Here is a 23,354-nt window from a genome sequence, read left to right on the forward strand (position 1 = left end):
CTCAGTTCATTGAAACCTCAGTTGATTCTTTAGAATCATCTTTGATTATCATCAACGAGTGCCCACACAGATTGATAGGTTTATATTGTTAAAGAGCGTTGCTTATCGAAACTTTGTTCTCAAAGCGGAGGTGCATTCTAACCAGATAATTTGTTGTGTCAAACACTTTCGCAAATTTTCTTTTTTTAGAAGTCTTACCCTCTAAGACATTGGCTGAAGCCTTGTGGCGTCTGCCGTGTCAGTGAGGGCGCATTATAGGGAGTTGCTTTGAGTTGGCAAGTAAAAAATCACAATAAATCGCAATAAATTACGCGTTCGGCTGATTTTTGCTCAACATGGTTTTTATCTACATTTACTCACTACAAATCACACAAGATACTCACATTTTCCTGTGGATAACTTGCATTTAACCATCTGAGTCGAAGAAGTAAGAGACTCGAGAACGAGGATTAAGGTACTCACGCACTTTGTCTGGAAGCTTATTGGGTAATATAGCGCTGACAATCTTTATATCTCGCTGCGCAAGATCAATGATTGGAGCCTGAGTTCTAGGTACCGAAGGGTCGTAAATTAAAACATTCGGATAGAGGATATGTTTCGAGTTGACCGAAACCACAAGTCCAATGGTATCGTTAGAGAGCTGTACTGCTGTTCCGGGAGGATACACTCCCATGAACTTAATCAGAATACTGAGGTTATCTTGGTTATACCGCTTTTGCCCATTCTTATATAAATAAGAAAGCGCAACATAAGGGATTTTTTGTTTATCCGGATTATTCGGATGGCAGAGGTTGTCATAAGCATTGGCAACGGCCACGACTTGGGTTACTTCGTCAATTTGGCTTTCTTTTAAACCTTCGGGGTAACCGCTGCCATCATTACATTCGTGATGTTGAGCAATCACAGTTTGGGCGATGTCAGGAAAGCTCTCAATATTGCTGGCAATATCCAATCCATACTTGGTATGGAGCTTTAAGTAGTTATTTTCAGGTTCAGTGAGATCCGTCTTTTTACGGATAATGGCGGTCGGTACCTTAATTTTACCAATATCATGAAATAGAGAGGCAAAAGCGACCTGCTTTATTTTCTCAGCTGACCACTCTTTCGCTCGGGCTATCATCATCGCAATGACCGCGACGTTTAAAGAATGGAAATAGATATCTTCAAACTCACTTTTACCATTCATCAAATGCAGTGTGACATCATCTTCGCTGAGAAGATTATCAACAATGCTGTCGACAAGCTCTATCGCCTCCCCTACAGCATGCTCCGGTCGGTTACGTATTTTATTCATCACAGCTCGCATCCGTGCCAGTGAGCGTTCAAACTCTTTTTCACATTGGGCAACACGTCGTCGGTATGCATTGAGCTTCTCGATCCTTTGTTGCTTCTCTTCCCAAAGTTTTTTTGTTTCGTCATCTAATTGCTGAACGTTCTCTTCACTCTGCTCCTCCATTTGCTTAGGCGGAAGAGGTTGTGTATCACTTTGATTCGGATTGAGGAAAACATGAGAGATGCCCAAATGACGAATCATCTGAACCTGTTGCTCATTTTTGATTTTGAAGCTATTCAACAAAAAAGGATGGTCATTCCATTTGAGGGGAAGACGAATGTGTAATCCAGGCTGAAGCCTATCCACGGTTATTTTTATACTTGCCACTGCAGCACGACCCAATAGCACTCAACAATTTAGAACTTAAGTTTAGATGGTCAAATAAAAATAATAAATCGGATTTTTTCAGTTACTACTTAAATTCAGGTTGGTGAAAGAGAAAAGAAAGGCTTGAGTTCCCCTAAGCCCTTCCTGCTGCCCTTCATGTTTGGGGATTTTAAGCCACGTCTTTATCTTGTCGGTATGAATAGGTATCTTCAAAGCGAGATAATATCCATTGACCCGCAGTTATTGACGGGTATCCAGATTGTCCCTCTTCGAGGCATGAGGATAGCGTGTCGATTGGTGTATCAAAATCTGGCTCCACAAAGAAAGGCATTGAAAACCGATCGCAACCAGAAACTGGGCTGGTAACACGGTGCGAGGTAGAACGATAGACGTCATTTGTCCAACGCTGCATCAGGTCACCGATATTGACAACAAAACTGCCTTCAACTGGAGGCGCATCGATCCATTCATCTTGTTTGTTCAATACTTGTAACCCACCACTTTGATCTTGATAGAGTAGCGTTATACAGCCGTAATCGGTATGTGCACCGGCACCGTTCGTTTCATGTTGTTGACTTGGGTAACTAAGCATACGCAACACTGAAATTGGGAGTTTGAAATACTTGGCGAAAAACATCTCATCTTCACCGAGTGCTATCGCCATGGCCCGTAAAATTTTCATCCCGACATCTAATGTCAGTGAGTAGTGCTGATTCATCGCTTGAGCAAACCCGGAAATGTCTGGGTATTGATTCGGACCATATAAAGCCGGACACCGCGATACTTGTGAATGATAAGGTGACAGATCCAGCGCCATATCAAACGATTCTTTACAGTCAAGCTCACCATTTGGATCAAGCTTTTCGGCATTAAGACGCCCCCACCCTCGATGGTTACTACTTTTTTCAATGGAAATTTTCTGCTTTTGCTCGGTAGGAAGTGCAAAGAGCTGTTCTGACATCGATTGAATCAAGTCAAACTGCTGCTGTGGAATGCCATGGCCTACGACGTAGAAAAAGCCAAGTTCACGGCAGGCTTGATCTATTTGCTTGATAACGGGTAGCCAATCTTGACGATTGGAAGAATCGAGTGGGGATATATCAATGATTGGCAGCGACATACTTACTCCTTGTTGTGACAGTGCATCCTGCGCCATTATGGTCAGCCATTTTTACTAGCAAAATCCTGACCACTTAGCCAAGTTTCATGTAGCTACTGATACAGCTAAGGTCTGCCCGACTCGAGCTTATAACTCATGCACTAAACTGGCACATCATATATGTATCACGCACTATTTTTGGACAAAAAAAGAGGCGCTGTTATCAGCACCTCTATGTTGATCTTCAAAAGAGCATGAGTTAGGACTCTCCGCTTCCACAATCACGGTCATACCACTCTTTCATTGTCAGAACCTCAATTTTCCCTTCATCGCGAGCTTCGGCCAATTTGTCGATCCACATTTGATAGGTATTAATACTCGTATTAATGCCGTCTTGGGAACCCGTGATATCATGAAAGTACAAAACGGTTGTGGTCCCTGCTTTCTGGACTTCATCTATCCAGTACTCTATGCGCTCAACAGGATCATCGCCTGATTTCAATACTGAGCCTCGAGATGGCGCAACCAATCCATAATCACCAACACAATATCTTGAATACATGGTATTCGGCCGAGTGGTTCGGCCAATTTTAAATCCTGCCTGCTTTAGCCTTTTCTGCAACTTCCACGTAAAGAACTCACTCGAATCATCAGTAAACGTCATATATTTGTTCGGCTGGTCTATTGGTTCACCGCCACGTCCAACCCCGCGTGAAGCGTGATCGAGCACCACTCGTTTTTTACGCTTATTGACTTTCACAACGCGCGTTCCCTTTGGAAAAGAGCGCCCTTCGGCCACCATTCCAACTTTGATCCCGGAAACACTTTTCGTTTTGACTACGGTCGAGCCCGTCTGACCCGATATATCACTTCTTACCACCGCACGCGAGTAGCTGTCGTAATTCCCATTTGGATAAGCAAAAAACTGAGCGTTATCATTTAAACCATTTTTTGCCAACCAAGCTCGACCTTCTAACAGCGAACTCACCGCTTTTTTAGCCGTTGGCGCTAAGGTCATTGAAGAGTCATCCCCGGTGCCATTCAATTCAATATCCCAACCCGCCTCTTTCATATCTTGGAGTTGCTCAACGGTCATTTTATTGTTCCGACCTTCATAATCCCACGGATAAAAAATCGTCCCCTTAATGCCTTTATCTCGAGAGTAGTCCAACTGTTCCCATGGCCCCGTTCCACCATCATCAAAGGTTAACACTAACGTTGGTACACCTTGGGCACGCTTGATAAGTTTCCCCCACCCTGTGTATGAGGAGTACGGTGCTTTCGTCGAGTTTTTAATTTTGACGGTGACTTCATCACCTTCACGAAACCCTGCATCAATTAATGTTTGAGCGCTCACATAGCGCCACGCCAAACCACCAATCGTATGGTAACCACCTAAATAGTCGATGCCACCAACACCAACTGATACTTCTCCATTAGTCACCGTTACGTTACCGCCGTTTTGATTAGCAGGAATAAAGGAATCGTGGCATACCGGAATGGCGAGTGTTCCCCAATCTTCCGAGAATGTATCACGTAAATACATTGAAATGGTCCCGGTCGTTTGAACCACATTGTCTTTTACTGAGAGTGTCGATACTGCGCCATCCCAACCATAAGAGGAAGACATTGACAACAGTTGACTCGCATAAGGTAGCCCTTTAACTGGATACTCAAACACTTGGGCACTTGTTAAAGAACATGCTGATAAATCGATACTATTTTTTATCTCTTTACTTTCAGCACGCGCGACCGCTAATCCTGCGTATATGACGTACATTAGGTTCAGTAACACTAAAAACAAACGCATAGTAACTATCCTCTATCAACCATAATTTTCTGTTACATCCGCAAATATGACGTGAATAGAAACGAGAAAAAGTACTTGATGACAGCCTATTTTTAATCGCATTACTTTATCGTGGAAACCATTCACAGTATGAAAATGTCAGAACGAAATACAATAAAAATCATCCTATCCTCGGGATCCAACTAGGAGCAATTCAAAATAGAGGGAATAATAGAAAATATGATCAACGTAGCTTTGTTGTGTAGAGGTTACATTACTTAAAAAGAAATAAGAAATAACGAAAAACTTACAGTATAAGACTGAAGAAAAATGAAAATTATGAAAGTAAATAAACGACCGCAATATCAACGTAATTTCATAAAAAGATAACCATAGGTAAATAGGCATTAAAAACAGATAATTAAAATCACAACGAAATTAATATCAAATCATCAAGGCTGATACGAATTCAATAATGACACTCGTTTTATATATTCACATTATTTCATAGGATTGAAGCTGTCTAACTTTTGACAACGAACATCATTGTTGACAAGAACTTGAAATAATAAAAATGAAACTAAATCGTCAAGTCATATCGCATGCCCAACTTAGTTCAGCCCAAAAAAAGAGAGGCAAGAGCCTCCCTTTTTTTAATTAAAGTCACGACTTATCGCCACAATCTCGTTCATACCATTCTTGCATGGTCAAAATCTGAATTTTACCTTCATCTCGAGCTTGAGCCAGTTTATCAATCCACATCTGATAGGTCGCCACACTGGTATTAATACCATCCTGACTGCCCGTCACATTGTGTAAATATATTAACGTTGTCGTGCCTGCTTTTTGAGGGTCTTCAATCCAAGACTCAACACGCGCAACGGGGTCATCACCGGACTTGATGGTAGAACCACGAGCTGGAGCAACTAAACCATAGTCACCCACACAGTAACGTGAATAGATGGTATTTGGACGTGTTGTGCGTCCCACTTTAAACCCTTCTTTTTTAAGTTCGGCTTGCAGCTTACCGGTATAAAACTCTCCAGAGTCATCAAAAAAGCTCATGTAAGAGTTGGGTTTTGTCACCGTTTCGCCTCCACGTCCAACATCTAATGAAGCGTTATCCAACGTCACCGTGTTATTTTCGCTATCAACACTAACAACGCGAGTGCCTTTCGGGAACGTTCGAGCCTCTGCGACCATACCTACTTTAATTTCAGACACACTGCTCATTTCAACAACTGGAGACCCAATGGCGCCTTGCACCCCTTTCTTGGTCACCGGACGAACATATTTATCGTAATTGCCATTTGGATATGCAAAGAAACGGGCATAATCATTTAAGCCATTTTCCGCCAACCACTGACGTCCAGAGACCAGATGCTGTGTCGCTTCTTTCGCACTTTTACGATTGGTCATAGACCCATCATTACCCGTACCATTTAACTCAATATCCCAACCGGCATCTTTTAAGTCACGTAGTTGATCAACCGTTAATTTATCGCGGCGCCCTTCATACTCCCATGGGTAGAAAATAGTGCCTTTGATGCCTTTCGCTTGCGTATACGCGAGTTGATCCCAAGGACCTTTACCGCCATCATCAAATGTCAAAACAATGGTAGGAACACCTTGAGCCATTTTGAGTAATTTACCCCACCCTGTATATGAAGAGTACGGCGCTGCACTTGAGTTCTTAATCTTAATCGTTAATTGGTCACCATTAGAAAAACCAGCATCAATCAGATTTTGAGAGCTAATAAATCGCCATCCCATGCCGTTAACCGTGTGATAACCGCCTTGATAGTAAATGCCACTAATATTAACAGAGTGGGTTCCGTTACTGATGGTGATTGTGCCGCCATTCTGGTTTGATGGTGTGAAGTAATCATGGCAAACCGGTATCGCCAGTGTGCCCCAATCTTCATAAAACGGCTCTTTAATGGTCTTGGTTACGGTGCCCACTGTTTTTAGCACATGGTCTGTAACATCGAGTGTTGATGTACTGCCCGACCAACCATATGTCGAAGACATCGATTCAAGTTGACGCGCTGTAGGCAAACCTTCAACCGGATAAGCATAAATATCACTTGAAGAGATATTACAACCCGAATATTGATCCGCTGAAAGTGTTTCATCGGGATAACCTTGAGTGATAGTGCCATCAGTGGCGACGGCAGCCCCACTAACAAGCAGGCCTAACACCAAAGATAAGTACTTCATATCATTGACCTCTGTCTAAATTCTCGTAAATCTGTCGCTTTGGGTTAACAAGCAATTATTAATATAGAAGATTAATAACTAAAAAATAAATCAAAAGGACTAATTATTAATAATTAATAACTAATCCTAAAAAGTATGTTAAAGGTAAGCTTGTTGATTTGAGAGGAGTATACTTTCGAGATAATTATTATCAACAGACAAAAAATACAAAAAGTAGATTTGGGAATAATACTACAGAGAAAATTATCAATGTATTACTAATAAAACAAACAACTTAAAATAAAAATAAGAAAATACTTATTTTCGGCATTTAAACTTAGAGTTTATATTCAAGAATAAAAGAGTGACCAATATTAACTAACTTTATTAATCCTAAGTCACTTTGAGATGGATAAGAATGTTATGAATACCGATAAAAAGAGAATATGAACTCTAATGCAATTAAATGATCGATCCTATTTCATGGTCACTAAGAAAAATGATCTGGCCAGATAACCAGTAAAATAAGCAGGAATAAGTCTTCAGATAATTCTATTGCAAAGAAACCACATCTCTCACTCTTTCTGAGTAACTCTCTTTTACAGCGCATTACGCCTATTTCAAGGTAAGGACCAACGTGGGCAGTATCGCAAGCGATAGAAACAACAAAGCCCCGACTTTCGTCGAGGCTTTGTCTTAGAATATGGTACCGGTGGGCGGACTTGAACCGCCACGCCCGAAGGCAACGGATTTTGAATCCGTCGTGTATACCAATTTCACCACACCGGCATCTTGGGGCTATTGCCCTTTGATGTTTGGCATTATACGTAAGCTTTCAGACGGCGCAAGCCCAAAAGACTGAAAACAATATCGTTTGCTGATAATTTCGCCACAGAATGGTTAAATCAGACTTTTTGCTTATCTATCTACCTGCCATCAAGCACACCGCAACGTCTTCTTCTCGCTTTTGTGACCATTTTTCTCAGTATTCGACTTCATATCCTTGTGATAAAGCTAATTCATTACGTAATTCGGGAACCAAGTGACCAGTTGAGGAAAAACCATGACGATAATCAGCACCAGCAATTGCACCGTAATAAAAGGCAATACCGAACGATAGAGATCCATCATGGTCACACCTTTAGGTGCGATGCCTTTCAAGTAAAACAGAGCAAAGCCATACGGCGGCGTTTGGACTGCAATCACAATATTAAGGATCATCAGTACCCCGAACCAGATAGGATCGTAGCCAAGTGAGACGGCCACTGGTGTAAAAATCGGAGCACACATCAAGACAATGATGAATTCATCAATGATAAACCCAAGAAATAGCATGATCACTTGAAACATAATAATGATCATGATCGGCGGTAAATCGAGATCCTGAGTAAACCCAGCTACCAAGCTTTGAATGCCCATCAACAAATGGAAATTACTGAATACAGACGCGCCGATAATGATCCACATGGCAACACTCACTAACATTGCCGTTTGCATTCCAGAGCGAAATAACATTTGTGGCTTGAAGCGTTTAAATAATATTGAGAGCACAATCGCGCCCATAACACCTAGCGCACCAGATTCGGTTGGCGTTGCAATACCAGCAATAATACTGCCAAGTACCACCACAATCAGCGCCGCAGAAGACGCCCCATCACGAATTGTTTTAAAGCGTTCATAACCTTTAGGGACCTCAACATCCGTATCGGCATCGAGCGGCGCACGTTCAGGACGCAGCTTACAAGAAATAATCACATAGCCAATCAGTAAGATGATGGTGACTAAGGCAGGTCCCATCGCCCCAAGAAACATGCGTCCAACAGAGTTTTGCGTGGCTGATGCAAACATAATCATTGGAATACTTGGCGGAATAAGAATACCTAATGATCCACCAGCCATGATTACGCCAAGCGCCAATTTTCGATCATAACCACGGTCAAGCATTGGTTTTAAGGCGATGCTACTTGATGTCATGATCCCTGCACCAATGATTCCAACCATCGCACCAATCATTGAACATACCCCGATCACACTGATCGCGAGCGATCCACGAACTCGACCAATGGCTAATTGGCTGGCGTTAAACATCGCATCACCAATTCCCGAGCGTGTAAGGAGTTGCCCCATATAAATATAAAGAGGGATCGCAAGTAAGATAAAACTAAAGAAGGTGCTTTCGATGGTTGTTGGAATGATATTGAAAATGGTCTCGCCCCAAGAAAGGTATCCAACCCCCATCGCAATCCCGCCCAGCGCCAACCCAACTTGAGCCCCTAAAATAAATGCCACCAATATGCATCCCAGCAAGACAGCAGTTAGCACCTCAATTCCCATTTGTGCTCTCCTTATCAAACAGGGACGAATTGTGTTGTTGTTGCAAATCAACTTTAAAAGGTTGGTCGTTCAACGCCTCATCATCATGGTCACGAAATACCAGATCCCTGCCAGTCACTAGATAATAAAGGTTCGCCAACAATTCAGTTGAGTACTGAGCGATAAAGATAACCGCAGACACGGTCACCATAAGCCAAAAATGATGGGTGTGCGGCGCCCATTCACTCTGCGTTTTGTAACCCAGTTCAAGCGCTTCGAGAAACATGCCAAAACACGTTTTGGCCATTACCGTAAGGAAAAACATCGCAAGCAGCGATGTCACCACATCAAAAAGTCGGCGTATTTTCAGTGACACTTTGCCATGAACAATATCCACATTAATATGCGCTGACTTTTGCTGGGCCAATGCACCGCCAAGCGCCGCAATGTAGCCAAATAAGAATAGAGATGTGTCGTATGCCCAGAGGGTTGGGCGATCTAAGATGTAGCGAGCAAACACTTCGTAGGCAACCACTAAAGCCAAAATCGGCATCAGGTATGAGACCGAGTGACCTATCACTCGAATCGCCCAGCGAACGGCTCGGCAGTAAGCGTGTACTATTTCCGTTATCATACCAACTCCAAACAAAATAGGGCGAGCCACATTGGCTCACCCTATTTATTCCTTGTTACTGTTGCGTTTTTTCTAGAATATCCACCAACTGTTTCGAGTACGGATCTTCTTTGGCATATTCCTGTGCCAGGCTGGTCCCCGCTTCGCTCCAAGCTTGCTTGTCTGCATCAGAAGGTTGAGGACTCCACTCCAAGCCTTTGGCTTCCATTTCAGCTACGGCTTGTGATTCCCAAAGCTTAGATTTAGTGATTTGTTCTAAGGCATGTTGTGACGTGGCCGCTCGCACGATTGCTTGTAAATCTTGAGGCAGTTTTTTCCACTCACGTTGATTGACAATAATCGGTAAAACTTGTGCGCCCGCGATCGGCAGTGGGTACATGTATTTTGCGACTTCAACATGGTTACCGTCTCGGTGGTCGATCATATTTGAGCCAATCGAACCGTCAATCACACCTGTGGCCAATGAGGTATAGATTTCGCTCCATGCTAACGATACTGGAGACGCGCCGAGGTTACGTAGGAACTTTCCATACGCGCCCGGCGCACGGATCTTCATGCCTTTAAAATCTTCAATCGATTTAATCGGCTTTTTAGTAATAATGTAAACGGGTGGCTGAATGTAAGGTTCTAACCACACCAAACCTTGCTTGCCATAAGCTTCGCTCAGGACATCTCCCCAACCGCGTTCATTGAATAGAGTAAGGAGTTCTCCAACATCTGAAGTCCCGCCAGGCAATCCGACTTCAACAACACCTGCCGGAAATTCCCCTGCATGCATAGGTTGAAATGGCGCGCCCATGGTGATCAAGCCCGATTTGACCGCGTTTAAAATCCCGCTGGTACCAACGCCTTCTCCAGAGTACAAAACCTGAACGGCGATGCGACCATCTGACATAGTTTCAATATTTTTGGCCAAATCTTCGTAAACGGCACCAAATGCCGTACCACGACCATATAAATTCGCAAAACGCCAATTGTAATCGGCTGCGAACGTTGCCGCTGATGTTACCAATGCGCTAACACCTAAAGTAACTGCTAAAACCCCTTTAGCAAGCTTCTTTCCTTTTAAACTGAACATAGAAAATCCTCTTCTGTGTCGTTACTTGTTTGTTATTCATTTATTTGCCGAATCAATATGACCAAAGAATTTATAAACCGATAGAACCAGTAGACGCATTCAGATGGTACCAGCGAATTTTTCACAACTGGTACCAACAAAGAGAAGTAACTGGTACTTCGTTGGCTCCCCCCTTTGGGTCTAACATTTCTCTAAAGCCATAAACGAGAGATGAATTATATGGAGCAAATCGTAAACAAAAGTCTGCTAAACGCGACTTGTGATGCCAATGACGATGCAATCGCGGTGATCAACCCTGCAACAGAACAGGTCGTCGCGTACATCCCGTCGATTTCGAGCTCAGAGATTCTCAAGCTGGTCGAAAAGTCCAAGCAAGCTCAGAAGCTATGGCAACAAAAAACCGCTGCTGAGCGCAGTAAAGTCCTGGAGACTTGGTACCAGTTAATGATGGACAACGCCGATGACCTCGCGCGCATCATGACCCTAGAACAAGGAAAACCTCTGGCCGAGTCAAAAGGTGAAGTCAATTACGGCGCGTCGTTTTTGAAATGGTTCGCTGAAGAAGGTAAACGTACCTATGGGGAAGTGATTCCAGAGCCAGCCTCAAGCAAACGCATCATGACGATTCGTCAACCGGTTGGTGTTGCAGCGGCGATTACACCATGGAACTTCCCGATTGCGATGATTACACGTAAAGCGGCACCGGCCCTGGCTGCAGGTTGCAGCTTTATGGTCAAACCGGCCAACCAAACTCCGCTTTCTGCTTATGCTACGGCGGAGCTGGCATACCAAGCTGGTCTTCCCCGCGATCTCCTGATCGTGGTCAACAACCACTCGTCTGTTGCTGTCGGTGATATTTTCTGTACACATGATGATATCAAGAAATTGTCTTTTACCGGTTCAACCGAAGTTGGCCGCCATCTCATCAAACAAAGTGCTGAAACCATAAAGCGTACCTCTATGGAATTGGGAGGTAATGCCCCGTTCATCGTGTTTGATGACGCTAATATTGATGATGCAGTAGAAGGCGCGATTGCTTCAAAATTCCGTAATGCTGGGCAAACCTGTGTCTGCGCCAATCGCTTTTACGTTCAAGACGCAGTCTACGATGAGTTTGTTGAAAAATTCACTCAGGCCGTTGCCAAACTGAAAGTGGGTGATGGTCTAGAAGAGGGAGTCACTATTGGTCCATTGGTCGATAGCCGTGCCAAAGAGAGTGTGATGGGTTATATCTCCACAGCTATCGAACAAGGTGCGAAAGTCGCGATGGGTGGTCAAGGGCTTGATGGATTGTTCGTTGAACCGACGGTATTAACTGACGTGACTCAGGACATGGACATTGTGCAAACCGAGCTGTTTGGCCCAGTCGCGCCGATTGTTCGCTTTAGTGATGACCAAGAATTGGTCGAGAAAGCCAACGACACCATTTATGGATTGGCGAGCTACTTCTACACCGGATCGATTCCACGTGCTTTCCATATTGCTGAGCAATTGGAGTATGGCATGGTCGGCATTAATGAAGGATTAATTTCTACCGAAGTTGCGCCTTTCGGCGGTGTTAAACAATCAGGCTTTGGCCGTGAAGGTGCAAAGCAAGGTATCGACGAATACTTGAACATTAAATACATGTGTTTCGGCGGCTTGTAAGCCGTCAATAGATCTCAGAATTAGAGAAAGGATACGATCATGACCAACTTGGAATGGCAACAGCGCAAAGAAAAAGTTGTCGCCAATGGAATGGCAAATATGTCACCCATTTACGCAGCGACAGCGAAAAATGCGCTGATTACTGACATTGAAGGCAACCAGTATATCGACTTTGCTGCGGGCATTGCGGTAAATAATACGGGTCACTCTCATCCACAAATTGTCGAAGCGGTGAAAAAGCAGCTTGATAACTTCAGTCATACTTGCTCAATGGTGACCCCTTATACGAGCTTTGTTGAACTGGCAGAAAAAGTGGTTGAGATAGCACCAGGGCCAAGCGCTAAAAAGGCCGCTTTTTTGACCACCGGTGCTGAAGCGGTCGAAAACGCCGTTAAAATTGCTCGTGCATACACTGGTCGCTCAGGTGTGTTGGCGTTTAAAGGTGGTTTTCATGGTCGTACCAACTTATGTATGGGTCTAACGGGCAAAGTTGCGCCGTATAAAGCGGGCTTTGGCCCCTTTCCAAATGAGATCTATCACCTGCCGTTTCCTAATGCCTATCATGGGGTAACGGAGCAGCAAAGTTTGGAGGCACTGGATGACCTGTTTGCTTGCGATATCGAGCCAAGTCGCGTAGCGGCGATCATCGTCGAACCCATCCAGGGTGAAGGTGGCTTCTATCAAGCGCCCGCTTCATGGGCCAAGCAATTGCGTGAGGTGTGCGATAAACACGGTATCGTCTTGATTTGTGATGAGATCCAAACCGGTTACGCACGTACTGGTAAATGGTTTGCTACCGAGCACTTAGGCATTGAACCGGACTTAATCACAATGGCAAAAGGAATGGCCGGAGGTTTTCCACTTTCTGGTGTTGTCGGCAAGTCTGAGATCATGGATGCTGCCAACCCCGGTGGTATCGGCGGTACCTATGCGGGATCGCCCTTATCATGCACCGCCGCACTCGAAGTGATTGATATCATAAGGAAAGAAAATTTATGTGAACGCGCCGAGCACACCGGATTACTGTTTAAAGAACAGTTGCTGGAAATGCAAAAGCAGATTCCTCAAATCGGCGATATTCGCCAAGTGGGTGCGATGGTGGCCATTGAACTGAATGATCCACACACTCAACAACCCCTTGCGGCATTAACTAAGCAGTTAGTTGCTGCCAGCAATCAAGCCGGGGTTATCTTGCTTTCTTGCGGCGTCAAAGGAAATGTTATTCGTTTTCTTCCGCCACTCACCATCGAGTCGGATTTAGTGGTCAAAGGTTTAGAGATTGTCAAAACACAGTTGAAAAAATTGATTGCTTAATCCTTGATGAGTGCTTAAAAAGGTATGACTGTCGTGTCATGCCTTTTTTTATCTGATTTTTCCGCACACGACCAAAGCAGGATAACAGGAGCGATATGTTAAGCCGTTATATTCACATCAATCCCCACGATTCGCGTACCCTGCAAGAGCAGATAAAAAGTGCGATCTCACAAGCTATTTTTGACGGTTTTATTCCTGCCACCAAAGCCCTCGAGTCTTCACGTCGTTTAGCGCAAAAATTACATGTCTCGCGCAATACCATTTTGCGTGTATACGAACAGCTCACTGAAGAAGATATTTTGGTTGCCATTGAACGCAAAGGGTATTTTGTTCACCCTGATCTTGAAATCAACAGTACGCCAAAACCGACGCTGCAAGCATCCAACCACACTCCATCACTCAACTGGCAGCAGTATCTACTAAAAGAAAATGCGGTGCCTATTGAGAGTGGACAAGACTTACGTTCTTATCGCTATCTGTTTGTCAGTGGATTGGTTGATGATGACTTATTTCCCGTTTCAGAATGGCGAAAATGCAGCATACAGTCACTCAATCGAAGTAATCATCACAGCTGGACTTCAAGTTTGGACGACTACGCCGATCTTATCGAGCAGATACGAACACGAGTTCTGACTAAACGAGGGATTTTTGTCGATAGCAATCAGATTGCCGTGACCTTAGGGTGTCAAAATAGTCTTTACTATCTTGCCAAATTACTGGTCGCTAATGGCACCAAAGTCGGGGTCGAAAATCCGGGGTATCCCGAAGCCTTGCATCAATTTCAAGCCCGAAGAGCTGAGATTATTCCGCTTAACGTTGACCAACAAGGGCTTGAGGTCAATGACAATGTCGCTGAATGTAAACTCATCTACACCACGCCCAGTAACCAGTTTCCAACGACAGTCAGAATGACGGGACAGCGCCGTGAAGCTTTAATGGCAATGGCTGAGCAGCAAGATGTGTTGATTATTGAAGATGATTTTGAGCATGACATTAATTTTATCGAGGACTCTTGCCCGGCTCTGCGCGGTGAATATCAAAGTGACCGAATTATTTATATCTCAAGCTTTACCTCAACCATCGCACCTGGGCTGCGCATCGGGTTCATTGTGGCAGCCGCACCACTCATTGAACAAATACGCCTATTTCAACAACGTACACACAGTTTACCGCCAAAGAACAACTGCCAAACTCTGGCCCTCTTTTTAAGTCTGGGTTATTACGATACGTTAGCCAATAAAATGCTAAGGCGTTATCGAGAAAAATGGCTGACGATGGAAAAAGCGCTCAATTACTACTTTCCACAATCTGGGGTTTCGCCCTCTTTAGCGGGCACAGCATTTTGGATTGATTATAAGCAAGAGTTTGATGCTGAACACTTTGAACAACTCGCCAAGGCTCAAGGCATTTTGCTCAACAGTGGGGCGCAATATTATTATCATGATAAAAAAACCAATAGCTTTCGCTTGAGTTTTCAATCTATCCCCAGCGATAAAATTCGCCAAGGTATCGCGGAATTGGCAAGCATCGCAAAACAAGTACTGCCGATTGAAACCCTAGCAGATTGCCAGCAGCTTCCACTTAATAGCAAGGAGATTCGTCAACTGTTAACCAACCAAATCATGCTGACTAAAGATTGTTTTAATATTCCTTATCGTATTACCTTTCAAGCGGATGGCAAAATGATGGGAGTGTCCGACCGCCCCAATGACATCGATGAAGGGTATTGGTGGGTAAAGGATGGTCAGTTTGTCTACCAGTGGCGTAATTGGCAATTTTCAGATACCCGCTACATCACGATTGTGGTCGAAGATGGAGAAGTAAAACGTTTTGATGAAGACGGTTATTTTATTGGCCAAGCCAAATTGGTCACCGCCTAGACACTGCGATGTGACTGACCACTAAGCTCCTTCTTTTGCTGCTTCTCTGTCTACCACGAACACGCTATGCTAAGCACAATGATGTAGGACTAAACTGGTATGACTGAAATTTCTCTTCCTAACGCAGGCTTTTTTCGCCGCTTAGCCGCGCTGTTTTATGACGGGTTAATGGTGATTGCAATTGAAATGATTGCCGCGGGGTTATTAATCGCAATTTTACAGGCTCTTGAGGCAATGGGCTGGCTGGCTATCTCGCCGTATGTGGATATCAGCGATTTGCTGACTAATCATCCGCTGTGGAGCCCGGTTTTTAGCCTTTATCTGCTGAGTGTTTGGGCTTATTTCTTTGTTTTCTTTTGGACCCGAGCCGGGCAAACATTGGGAATGCGTGCATGGAAACTGCAAGTGAGGCAGCTTGATAATTCTCCTATTACGGTACGACAAGCGCTGATTCGCTTCACCACTTCGCTATTTGGGCTGGCCAATATCATGGCGTTAGTGGACCCCAAAAAGCGTGGCTGGCATGATTGGTTGGCCAAAACGCAAGTTGTTGTACTGCCCAAAGCGCGATAGTAGCCGAGCGATATACATCGATTTTTGGGCACAAAAAAAGGAAGGCTTAGCCTTCCTTTTTTATTGAAAGACAGTTAGTTCACTTTCAACTCTTTCAACATTGCTTCAGGTAGGGCGAGATCATCATTCTTGTTGACACTAATACCTGTGTTAATCACGGTTTGAGCGATCTGCTTCGCTTCTTCCAGCGAGTGCATTTGAGCCGTGCCACACTGATATTCGTTCAACTCAGGAATATTATTCTGGTTCTCTACTTTGAGGACATCTTGCATCGAAGCCAACCAAGCGTCAGCCACTTGCTGCTCTTGAGGCGTACCAATCAAACTCATGTAGAAGCCAGTACGACAGCCCATCGGTGAGATATCAATGATTTCTACGCTGTCACGATTAAGATGCTGACGCATAAAACCAGCGTACAAATGCTCAAGCGTATGAATACCACGCTCAGACAAAATGTCTTTATTAGGTAACGTAAAGCGTAGGTCAAATACCGTAATGGTATCGCCTTTCGGCGTGGTCATGGTTTTCGCAACTCGAACCGCTGGCGCATTCATACGAGTGTGATCAACCGTAAAACTGTCTAGTAATGGCATTCTTTTTCTCCCTGCTGGCTAAAAGAACCAGCTTCGATTGCTTTCCAATTCTTGGCGGCACTTCTTGAGTTGCCAACCATAATCCTTCGCTTGCTGTTCAACTTTACGAGCCACACGCAATAGCGAAGGTTTGGACTGATAGGTCCTGTTTTTGTATCCCCCACGACCTTCATGGTAGGCGAGATACTGATTATACGAATCCCACTTCGAGATGCCCAGCACACGGTAGGTTTCGTTGGTGTACCAACCGACAAACATCAGTGAGTCAGCAAAGTCGCTACGAGAACCACCGTGATCCGTCGCTTTTTGGAAATCTTCCCAAGCAGGATCTTGTGCCTGGGCATAGCCATAAGCGCTACTGATTCGCCCCCACGGAATAAACCCTAGCAGATAATCTTTCGGTGGTTTGGCGTTGTGTCGATAACTGCTCTCTTGGTTAATAAACGCCATCGCAATCTGGATTGGGGTCCCCCACTCCTCTTGCATATCAATTGCGTCTTCATACCAGCTCGACTTCTCGCGAAAAATATCACAAAGATTGTTCGGATTAGTGGGCGGCGCCGTTGAGCACCCAGTGACGATCAGCAGCGCGATCGTCAACCCACTTATCTTAAACGCTCTTTGCCAATTCATTATGACTTAAGATACGAAAAATAGTCAGCCAAGAACTGGTCAAAATCCCCTTGCGGCTGCGCTTCAAGCTCTTGATGCTCCTGACTAGAACGTACAACTTCTTGTTCCATCAATTGTGCAGAATACACTCGGTAATCATGCGCCAAGTTTTTCAGACGATACTCTGCGCCAAACTGAGTGCCGACCTTACCAAGCCCACCCAGCTTTTTGGTATCTCGTAGTAATTGACCAGAAATCGTCAATTCAGGGTCGTCAATCCAAGACTCAAGCTTTTCACACACTTGCTGATAGGTCTCATCACCCAAAGCTTGGTCAAACTGTTTTGCGACGAGCTTAAGCTCCGCAAAGACGCGCTTTGCCCATGCTTGAAGCGTGATAACTTCACCGCCACAGCCCTGCTGCAATTCAAGCCCAGGTTTACGTCCTTCAACCACCACACTCTTCCAGTTACGGCGCCAGCACTGCAGCTGGTCATCGTTCATGGGTTCAGATTCCGACAGCGCAGCCCAAGTCAGGAATAGATCGAGGAATCGCACTTGATCTTCATTGATACCCACCGCACTGTAAGGGTTAACATCCAGTGAACGAACTTCAATGTACTCAACACCACCACGACCTAACGCTTCTGATGGTTTTTCCCCACTTTTCGCCACACGTTTAGGACGAATGGGTGCATAGAGCTCATTTTCGATCTGCAATACATTGGTATTGAGCTGATGATATTCACCATCCACTTTGACACCAATTTCTGCAAACTCTTGTGATGGTGTACGGATAGCACGATTAAGCCCTTCAAGATACTGCTCAAGGCTATTGAAACCGATCTTCAACGCACTTTGTGCGCTGTTGGTATAACCTAAATCACTTAATCGTAAAGAGGTTGCGTACGGCAGGTAGAGAGTCTGGCCGATATTCTCAAACGGAAGCTTGGTGTCTCTTCCTCGCAAAAATGAAGAACAGATAGCAGGTGATGCGCCAAAGAAATACGGGATAAGCCAACCTAAGCGATAGTAATTACGAATCACCGCAAAATAGCTGTCTGATTTACTTTCCTGACGTGCGTTTTCATCTTGCTCACCATATAGGACATCCCAGAACTCATCAGGGAAGGAGAAGTTAAAATGCACACCGGAGATAATTTGCATCAAGCTGCCATAGCGACGCTTTAACCCTTCGCGGTATAACGTCTTCATTCGCCCCGAATTCGTCGAACCATATTGCGCTAACTGAATGTCGTCTTCATCGCTGACATAACATGGCATCGATAGTGGCCACATGCTCTCTTCACCCAACTTCGTTTGCGTGAAGTGATGGATATCTTCCAGTTGACCTAAGAGCGTATCGACCTCATGTGAGACAGGTGTAATAAACTCTAATAAAGATTCAGAGAAATCAGTCGTAATCCATTCGTTGGTATACGCCGATCCAAGATCTTGAGGATGTGGCGTCGTCGCCAGTGAACCATCTGGGTTGTAACGTAGCGTTTCTCGTTCTACACCGCGGGAAAGCTGTTTAAGGATATTGGGATTACGTGCAACTCGCTCAAGTCGCGCAGCAAAATCAGTCAAAACGAGGTCGCCTATATCTGTTGCCGAAAGAGGCTTTCGGCTGGCTTAAATGTGGAAGGGCGACTCAGTCGCCCCTGCTGATGCCTAATTTATGTGTACTCTAACGGATGATTTCAAGCTCTTCCATCGGAATCTGTAACTTTTCTAATTGTGGTTTTAACGATTTAGTATCACCAACCACGATGATTTGATAATCATTGGGGTTAAACCACTTGCTCGCAACCTCATTGAGAGCCTGTTTTGACACACTCTCAACAATATCATTGCGCTGCTTAAGATAATCATCATCAAGACTGTACGTCAGAATATTGCTCAACAATTGCGCCTTTTGAGAAGGGGTTTCATATTTCAGTGCGTCCTGTTGACCGACCGCCAACCGCAAGAACTTCATCTCTTTATCCGTAATTCCAGATTGGCTGTATTTCGCCATTTCCTTCTTCATTTCAATGATAGACGCCACGGTCGCATCTGCGCGAACTTGCGCATTAAAAACAATCGCGCCCACTTCACGATTCGCCGCTAAGTACCCATTCGCCCCATAAGTGTAGCCTTTGTCTTCACGTAAGTTCTGATTGATACGACTATTAAAGTTACCTGCAAGATTAAAGTTGGCTAACTGAGTAAGGTAGACTTCGCCTGTGGCATCAAACGGTAAACCTTGACGGACCATACGCACTGTCGTTTGCGGCGCATCTGGTTTATCAATCAGGTAAATCTTCTGCGCATCAAGTGACGTTAACGTTTGTGGACGTAGCAACGGCACCGCTTCACCTTGCCATGATTTCAAAAACGCCAGTTTCTTGCGTACGTCGCGCTTATTGACATCACCGACAACCACAATTTGTGTTCCTTGTGGCGTGTAATGCTTCGCATAAAACTGTTTAACATCTTCTAACGTTAACGCTTGCAGCGATTGCGCCGTACCATCTTGCGCCCTTGCAAACACGGTGCCGGAGTACAAGACTTCGCGTGTAGCTTGCGAAGCAAGCCAACTTGGCTGCTGATGCTGGTAAACGATACTTTGCAACATTTGCTGCTTCACACGCTCAAAATCGTCTTGGTTAAACGCAGGATGGAATAACACCTCCTGCATGATCTCAAGCGTGGGTTCAAAGTTCTTCTCCAAACTAGAGACGACGATACTGGTGGTATAGTGATTACTGTTCACACTGACTTCACTACCCAGTTTACTGAGCTTGGCTTCCAATTGCTCTAATGAGTGCTTGGTCGTGCCCTCTTCCAACAGCGACGCGGTGAGTCCAGCAAGCCCTTCTTTGCCATTTGGCACATAACGCTCACCAGCCGGCAATTTCATGACTAACTGTACCGTCGGGGTTTCACTGGTTTGAGAGCCGAGCAGCTCAATCCCATTGTCAAAGTGCTGTTCATACAGCTTAGGCATTTGCGCTTTTACGCTTTGTGCCACCTGAGGCATCACTGAACGGTCAAAGTTATCTTTTGGACGACGGTAATTGAGATCATCTTCCTCAATGGGTGTGTAATCTGGCAATTGACGTGGCGGCGTTTCAAAATTTGGCTTCGCGACTTGGTATTGCGTCTTGCCACGCGGCACCACACTCAATGTCACTTTTGGTTTATTCGCAACAAACTGCTGGTAAGCGTCCATTACGGACTGCGGAGTGACAGCACGTATTTGTTCCAGTTGCTGCTGTATGCGGTCAGGCTGATCAAAGAACGTTTGGTTTGATGCCAAACGAGTGACTTTACCGCGTACACTTTGTAACGAGAAAACCGCATTGGCTTCAGCCATACCAGTAACTTGGTCTAAACGAGCTTGCTCTACGCCCGACCGTTTAAATTCTTTAAGGGTTTGCATCAATTCGTCGTACAGCGGTTTAAGCTGGCCTTTTTCACCACTTGGCGCCATAGCATACACATAAAAGGTGCACGCTAACTCCGCACAATCTTGAAACGCTCCGGCATCAACGGCTTTTTGTGGTTTTACCAATTTTTGGTACAACAAGCTATTCGCGCCGCTGCCCAAGACTTTGGCTAGCATATCCAGAGATTGTTGAGAATCGGCCCCCAAATACTCCGTTGGCCAACCCACCAGAACCATGGGCTGCTGGATACGATCTTGCATCGTCACATAACGGTCGTTATTAAGCTGTGCAGGCTGCTTTGGCGCATCATCAACATCAGGCCCTTTGGGAATAGGGCCAAAATATTTTTCAATCCAATCTAGCGTTTCATTGACATTAATGTCACCACCAATGGTCAAAACGGCATTATTGGGCCCATACCAGCGTAGGAAAAAAGCTTTGAGATCATTCACATCCACGCGGTCAAGATCTTCAACATAACCAATGGTTTGCCATGAGTAAGGATGCCCTTCAGGATACATCGCTTCGCCCATCTTCTCCCACATTAAACCATAAGGTCGATTGTCAAAGTTTTGGGCGCGCTCGTTTTTCACCGTGTCACGCTGGATTTCAAACTTACGCTGAGAAACCGCATCAAGAAGATAACCCATTCGGTCGGACTCCAACCACAGCATTTTTTCTAACTGATTGGCTGGCACCGTTTCAAAATAGTTGGTTCGATCGCGGTTGGTTGAGCCATTTAGCGTACCGCCTGCTTCGGTGATAATTCGAAAATGCTCTTGGTCACCAACGTGTTCACTGCCTTGGAACATCATGTGTTCAAAGAAATGTGCAAACCCGGATTTGCCCACCTGTTCACGAGCTGACCCAACGTGATATGTCACATCCACATGCACGAGTGGGTCCGAGTGATCCGGAGAAAGAATCACCGTTAAGCCATTGTCTAAACGGTATTTTGAATAGGGAATCATCGCCTTACCGGGCTGAGCTTCAACCTCTTCGATTAAAGTCACCCCTTGAGGAAGGGAGGAGAACATTGACACGTTATTGGAAGAACAGCCATACAAAGCTAAGAGAGAAAACGCACCAAGCCATATTTTTCTCATGACATCTCCTTTAAAAAAAGCCAAAAAATAGCGCTGCAAGTAAAGAGTACCGAAGGGCTTTACCGATAAAAATCATTGAGAAGCTAGGCCAGAAAGGCAAGCGCAACCAACCTGCAGCAAGACACAGAGGATCACCGATGATAGGCAACCAACTTAATAAAAGCGACCAAAAGCCATATTTCTGTAACCAAGCTACAGCTTTATGACCATGTTTTGAGGATTGAGTTCGATTCGGAAGCCAACAGCCAAGCGCATAATTTGTTATTCCTCCCAGAGTGTTACCTAATGTCGCAACCACTAAAATCCAACCCAGAGGGTAAGCCTGCAATTTTAACGTCGCGATCAGGCTCGCTTCTGAGCCACCGGGTAATAATGTCGCACTAAGAAAGCCACTCAAGAATAATACCCATAACGCTGAGTCAGAGAACCACAGCGCTATGTGTTGAAATGCGAGATTAAATTGCTCGATCATTGCATATCAAGCAGAACTTTACCTCGAGTATGTCCGGTTTCGATTTGTCGATGTGCATCCATCGCTTGCTCAAGCGGATAAGTGGCAAAAATTTCGGTTTTCAATAACCCAACACTCACCATATAGAGCATGGTGTCGAGTTGTTCAGGGTTAGGGTCAACCAACATCCCACTCGCTTCAAAACCAAGTAGTTTGGCTTTTTCGCAGATCATTTCCGCGCTAATCGTAGGTACACTGATCACGCGAGCACCATCTTTTAGGCACTTTAATGCATCTAACGCCGCATCACCGCCAACCAAATCAATCAGTACATCGATATCTTGCAGCCGCTGTGATACTGGCGAAAATTGATAGTTAATCGCATGAGCGCCCAGTGTCGCCATATAATCAAGGTTCGCTTCGCTACAGGTGGTATATACCTCTGCTTTGGCAGCGACTGCGATTTGAATCGCGATATGGCCAACGCCCCCCGCGCCCGCCAAGATGAGAACCTTCTCTCCTTCCTTCAACTGAGACTTGTCCAAGGCTTGGGCTGCCGTCTGCCCCCCCAGAGGTAGCGCTGCAGCAGCTTCCAACATCACAGAGTCAGGCACTAGGCTTAATGCCGATTCTGGCACACAAACATATTGGCTATAACCGCCACCTTGTAGTGGAAAGCCGATGAACCCAGCCACTTTATCTCCAACGCTAAAGCGTTGAGTATTATCACCCAGTTGCTGAATTTCGCCTGAAATGTCGTACCCTGGCACCCAAGGCAAATTGTCTTTATTCTGCGTTGCAGCCCAACCAAGGCCTGCCCGCGTTTTGACATCAATAGGATTAACGCCGGCAAATGCGACTTTGACCAACACTTCTCCTGCTTGGGGTTGAGGAATGGGCGAGGTTTGTAGCTTGAGAACGTCAGGCTCTCCAAACTGAGTAATCGCGATTTGTTTGTTATCCATAAATACGT

17 protein-coding genes and 1 tRNA gene are annotated in these 23,354 nt (G+C 44.9%); 4 read left to right on the forward strand and 14 right to left on the reverse strand.

Annotation, left to right across the window (positions count from 1 at the left end):
• Positions 1-406: 406 nt before the first annotated feature.
• The 8 genes from ACFFUV_RS19095 to ACFFUV_RS19130 all read right to left on the reverse strand — a co-directional run bounded on the left by ACFFUV_RS19095 (position 407) and on the right by ACFFUV_RS19130 (position 10,772).
• The gene (locus ACFFUV_RS19095; protein ID WP_390196022.1) at positions 407-1,660 is read right to left on the reverse strand and encodes a cyclic di-GMP phosphodiesterase; all 1,254 of its coding nucleotides are present in this window, start codon (positions 1,658-1,660) and stop codon (positions 407-409) included.
• Positions 1,661-1,829: 169 nt separating this feature from the next.
• Positions 1,830-2,780, reverse strand: a complete 951-nt coding sequence (locus ACFFUV_RS19100) for an isopenicillin N synthase family dioxygenase (protein ID WP_390196025.1) — start codon at positions 2,778-2,780, stop codon at positions 1,830-1,832.
• Between the two features lie 238 nt (positions 2,781-3,018).
• The gene (locus ACFFUV_RS19105) at positions 3,019-4,569 is read right to left on the reverse strand and encodes a polysaccharide deacetylase family protein (protein ID WP_390196028.1); all 1,551 of its coding nucleotides are present in this window, start codon (positions 4,567-4,569) and stop codon (positions 3,019-3,021) included.
• Between the two features lie 642 nt (positions 4,570-5,211).
• Positions 5,212-6,768, reverse strand: coding sequence for a polysaccharide deacetylase family protein (locus ACFFUV_RS19110; RefSeq protein ID WP_390196031.1), 1,557 nt, complete (start codon positions 6,766-6,768; stop codon positions 5,212-5,214).
• A gap of 683 nt (positions 6,769-7,451) precedes the next feature.
• A tRNA-Leu gene (locus tag ACFFUV_RS19115) sits at positions 7,452-7,536 on the reverse strand.
• Positions 7,537-7,761: 225 nt separating this feature from the next.
• Complete coding sequence (locus ACFFUV_RS19120) at positions 7,762-9,081, reverse strand: TRAP transporter large permease (RefSeq protein ID WP_390196034.1); 1,320 nt, start codon at positions 9,079-9,081, stop codon at positions 7,762-7,764.
• Positions 9,071-9,694, reverse strand: a complete 624-nt coding sequence (locus ACFFUV_RS19125; RefSeq protein ID WP_390196036.1) for a TRAP transporter small permease subunit — start codon at positions 9,692-9,694, stop codon at positions 9,071-9,073. The genes ACFFUV_RS19120 and ACFFUV_RS19125 overlap by 11 nt, the downstream gene beginning before the upstream one ends.
• Positions 9,695-9,749: 55 nt before the next feature.
• On the reverse strand, positions 9,750-10,772 hold the full coding sequence (locus tag ACFFUV_RS19130) for a TRAP transporter substrate-binding protein (protein ID WP_390196039.1): 1,023 nt from the start codon (positions 10,770-10,772) through the stop codon (positions 9,750-9,752).
• A 219-nt stretch (positions 10,773-10,991) separates the two neighbouring features.
• On the opposite strand from ACFFUV_RS19130, the gene ACFFUV_RS19135 reads away from it, so the two are divergent.
• From ACFFUV_RS19135 to ACFFUV_RS19150, 4 genes are all read left to right on the forward strand, one after another.
• Positions 10,992-12,419, forward strand: a complete 1,428-nt coding sequence (locus tag ACFFUV_RS19135) for an NAD-dependent succinate-semialdehyde dehydrogenase (RefSeq protein ID WP_390196042.1) — start codon at positions 10,992-10,994, stop codon at positions 12,417-12,419.
• A gap of 39 nt (positions 12,420-12,458) precedes the next feature.
• Positions 12,459-13,733 (forward strand): 4-aminobutyrate--2-oxoglutarate transaminase, encoded by a 1,275-nt coding sequence (gabT, locus tag ACFFUV_RS19140; RefSeq protein ID WP_390196045.1) that lies wholly within the window; start codon positions 12,459-12,461, stop codon positions 13,731-13,733.
• Between the two features lie 95 nt (positions 13,734-13,828).
• Positions 13,829-15,613 carry a MocR-like pyridoxine biosynthesis transcription factor PdxR gene (gene pdxR, locus ACFFUV_RS19145; protein WP_390196048.1) on the forward strand — a complete coding sequence of 595 codons (1,785 nt, stop codon included), beginning with the start codon at positions 13,829-13,831 and terminating at the stop codon, positions 15,611-15,613.
• A gap of 99 nt (positions 15,614-15,712) precedes the next feature.
• On the forward strand, positions 15,713-16,186 hold the full coding sequence (locus ACFFUV_RS19150; protein ID WP_390196051.1) for an RDD family protein: 474 nt from the start codon (positions 15,713-15,715) through the stop codon (positions 16,184-16,186).
• 74 nt (positions 16,187-16,260) lie between these two features.
• Here ACFFUV_RS19150 and luxS read toward each other — a convergent pair whose 3' ends face one another.
• From luxS to ACFFUV_RS19180, 6 genes are all read right to left on the reverse strand, one after another.
• Positions 16,261-16,779 carry an S-ribosylhomocysteine lyase gene (gene luxS, locus ACFFUV_RS19155; RefSeq protein WP_390196054.1) on the reverse strand — a complete coding sequence of 173 codons (519 nt, stop codon included), beginning with the start codon at positions 16,777-16,779 and terminating at the stop codon, positions 16,261-16,263.
• A gap of 18 nt (positions 16,780-16,797) precedes the next feature.
• Positions 16,798-17,412, reverse strand: coding sequence for a transglycosylase SLT domain-containing protein (locus ACFFUV_RS19160; RefSeq protein ID WP_390196057.1), 615 nt, complete (start codon positions 17,410-17,412; stop codon positions 16,798-16,800).
• Positions 17,412-18,980: a glutamate--cysteine ligase gene (gshA, locus tag ACFFUV_RS19165; protein WP_390196060.1), complete on the reverse strand. Its 1,569-nt coding sequence runs from the start codon at positions 18,978-18,980 to the stop codon at positions 17,412-17,414. Before gshA ends, ACFFUV_RS19160 begins: the two co-directional genes overlap by 1 nt.
• Before the next feature lie 100 nt (positions 18,981-19,080).
• Positions 19,081-21,930, reverse strand: coding sequence for a M16 family metallopeptidase (locus ACFFUV_RS19170; protein ID WP_390196063.1), 2,850 nt, complete (start codon positions 21,928-21,930; stop codon positions 19,081-19,083).
• A gap of 10 nt (positions 21,931-21,940) precedes the next feature.
• On the reverse strand, positions 21,941-22,402 hold the full coding sequence (locus ACFFUV_RS19175) for a YqaA family protein (protein WP_390196066.1): 462 nt from the start codon (positions 22,400-22,402) through the stop codon (positions 21,941-21,943).
• Positions 22,399-23,346: an NADP-dependent oxidoreductase gene (locus ACFFUV_RS19180; RefSeq protein ID WP_390196069.1), complete on the reverse strand. Its 948-nt coding sequence runs from the start codon at positions 23,344-23,346 to the stop codon at positions 22,399-22,401. The genes ACFFUV_RS19175 and ACFFUV_RS19180 overlap by 4 nt, the downstream gene beginning before the upstream one ends.
• Positions 23,347-23,354: the final 8 nt, after the last annotated feature.

Source organism: Vibrio olivae (assembly GCF_042428525.1).
GTDB classification, from domain to species: domain Bacteria; phylum Pseudomonadota; class Gammaproteobacteria; order Enterobacterales; family Vibrionaceae; genus Vibrio; species Vibrio olivae.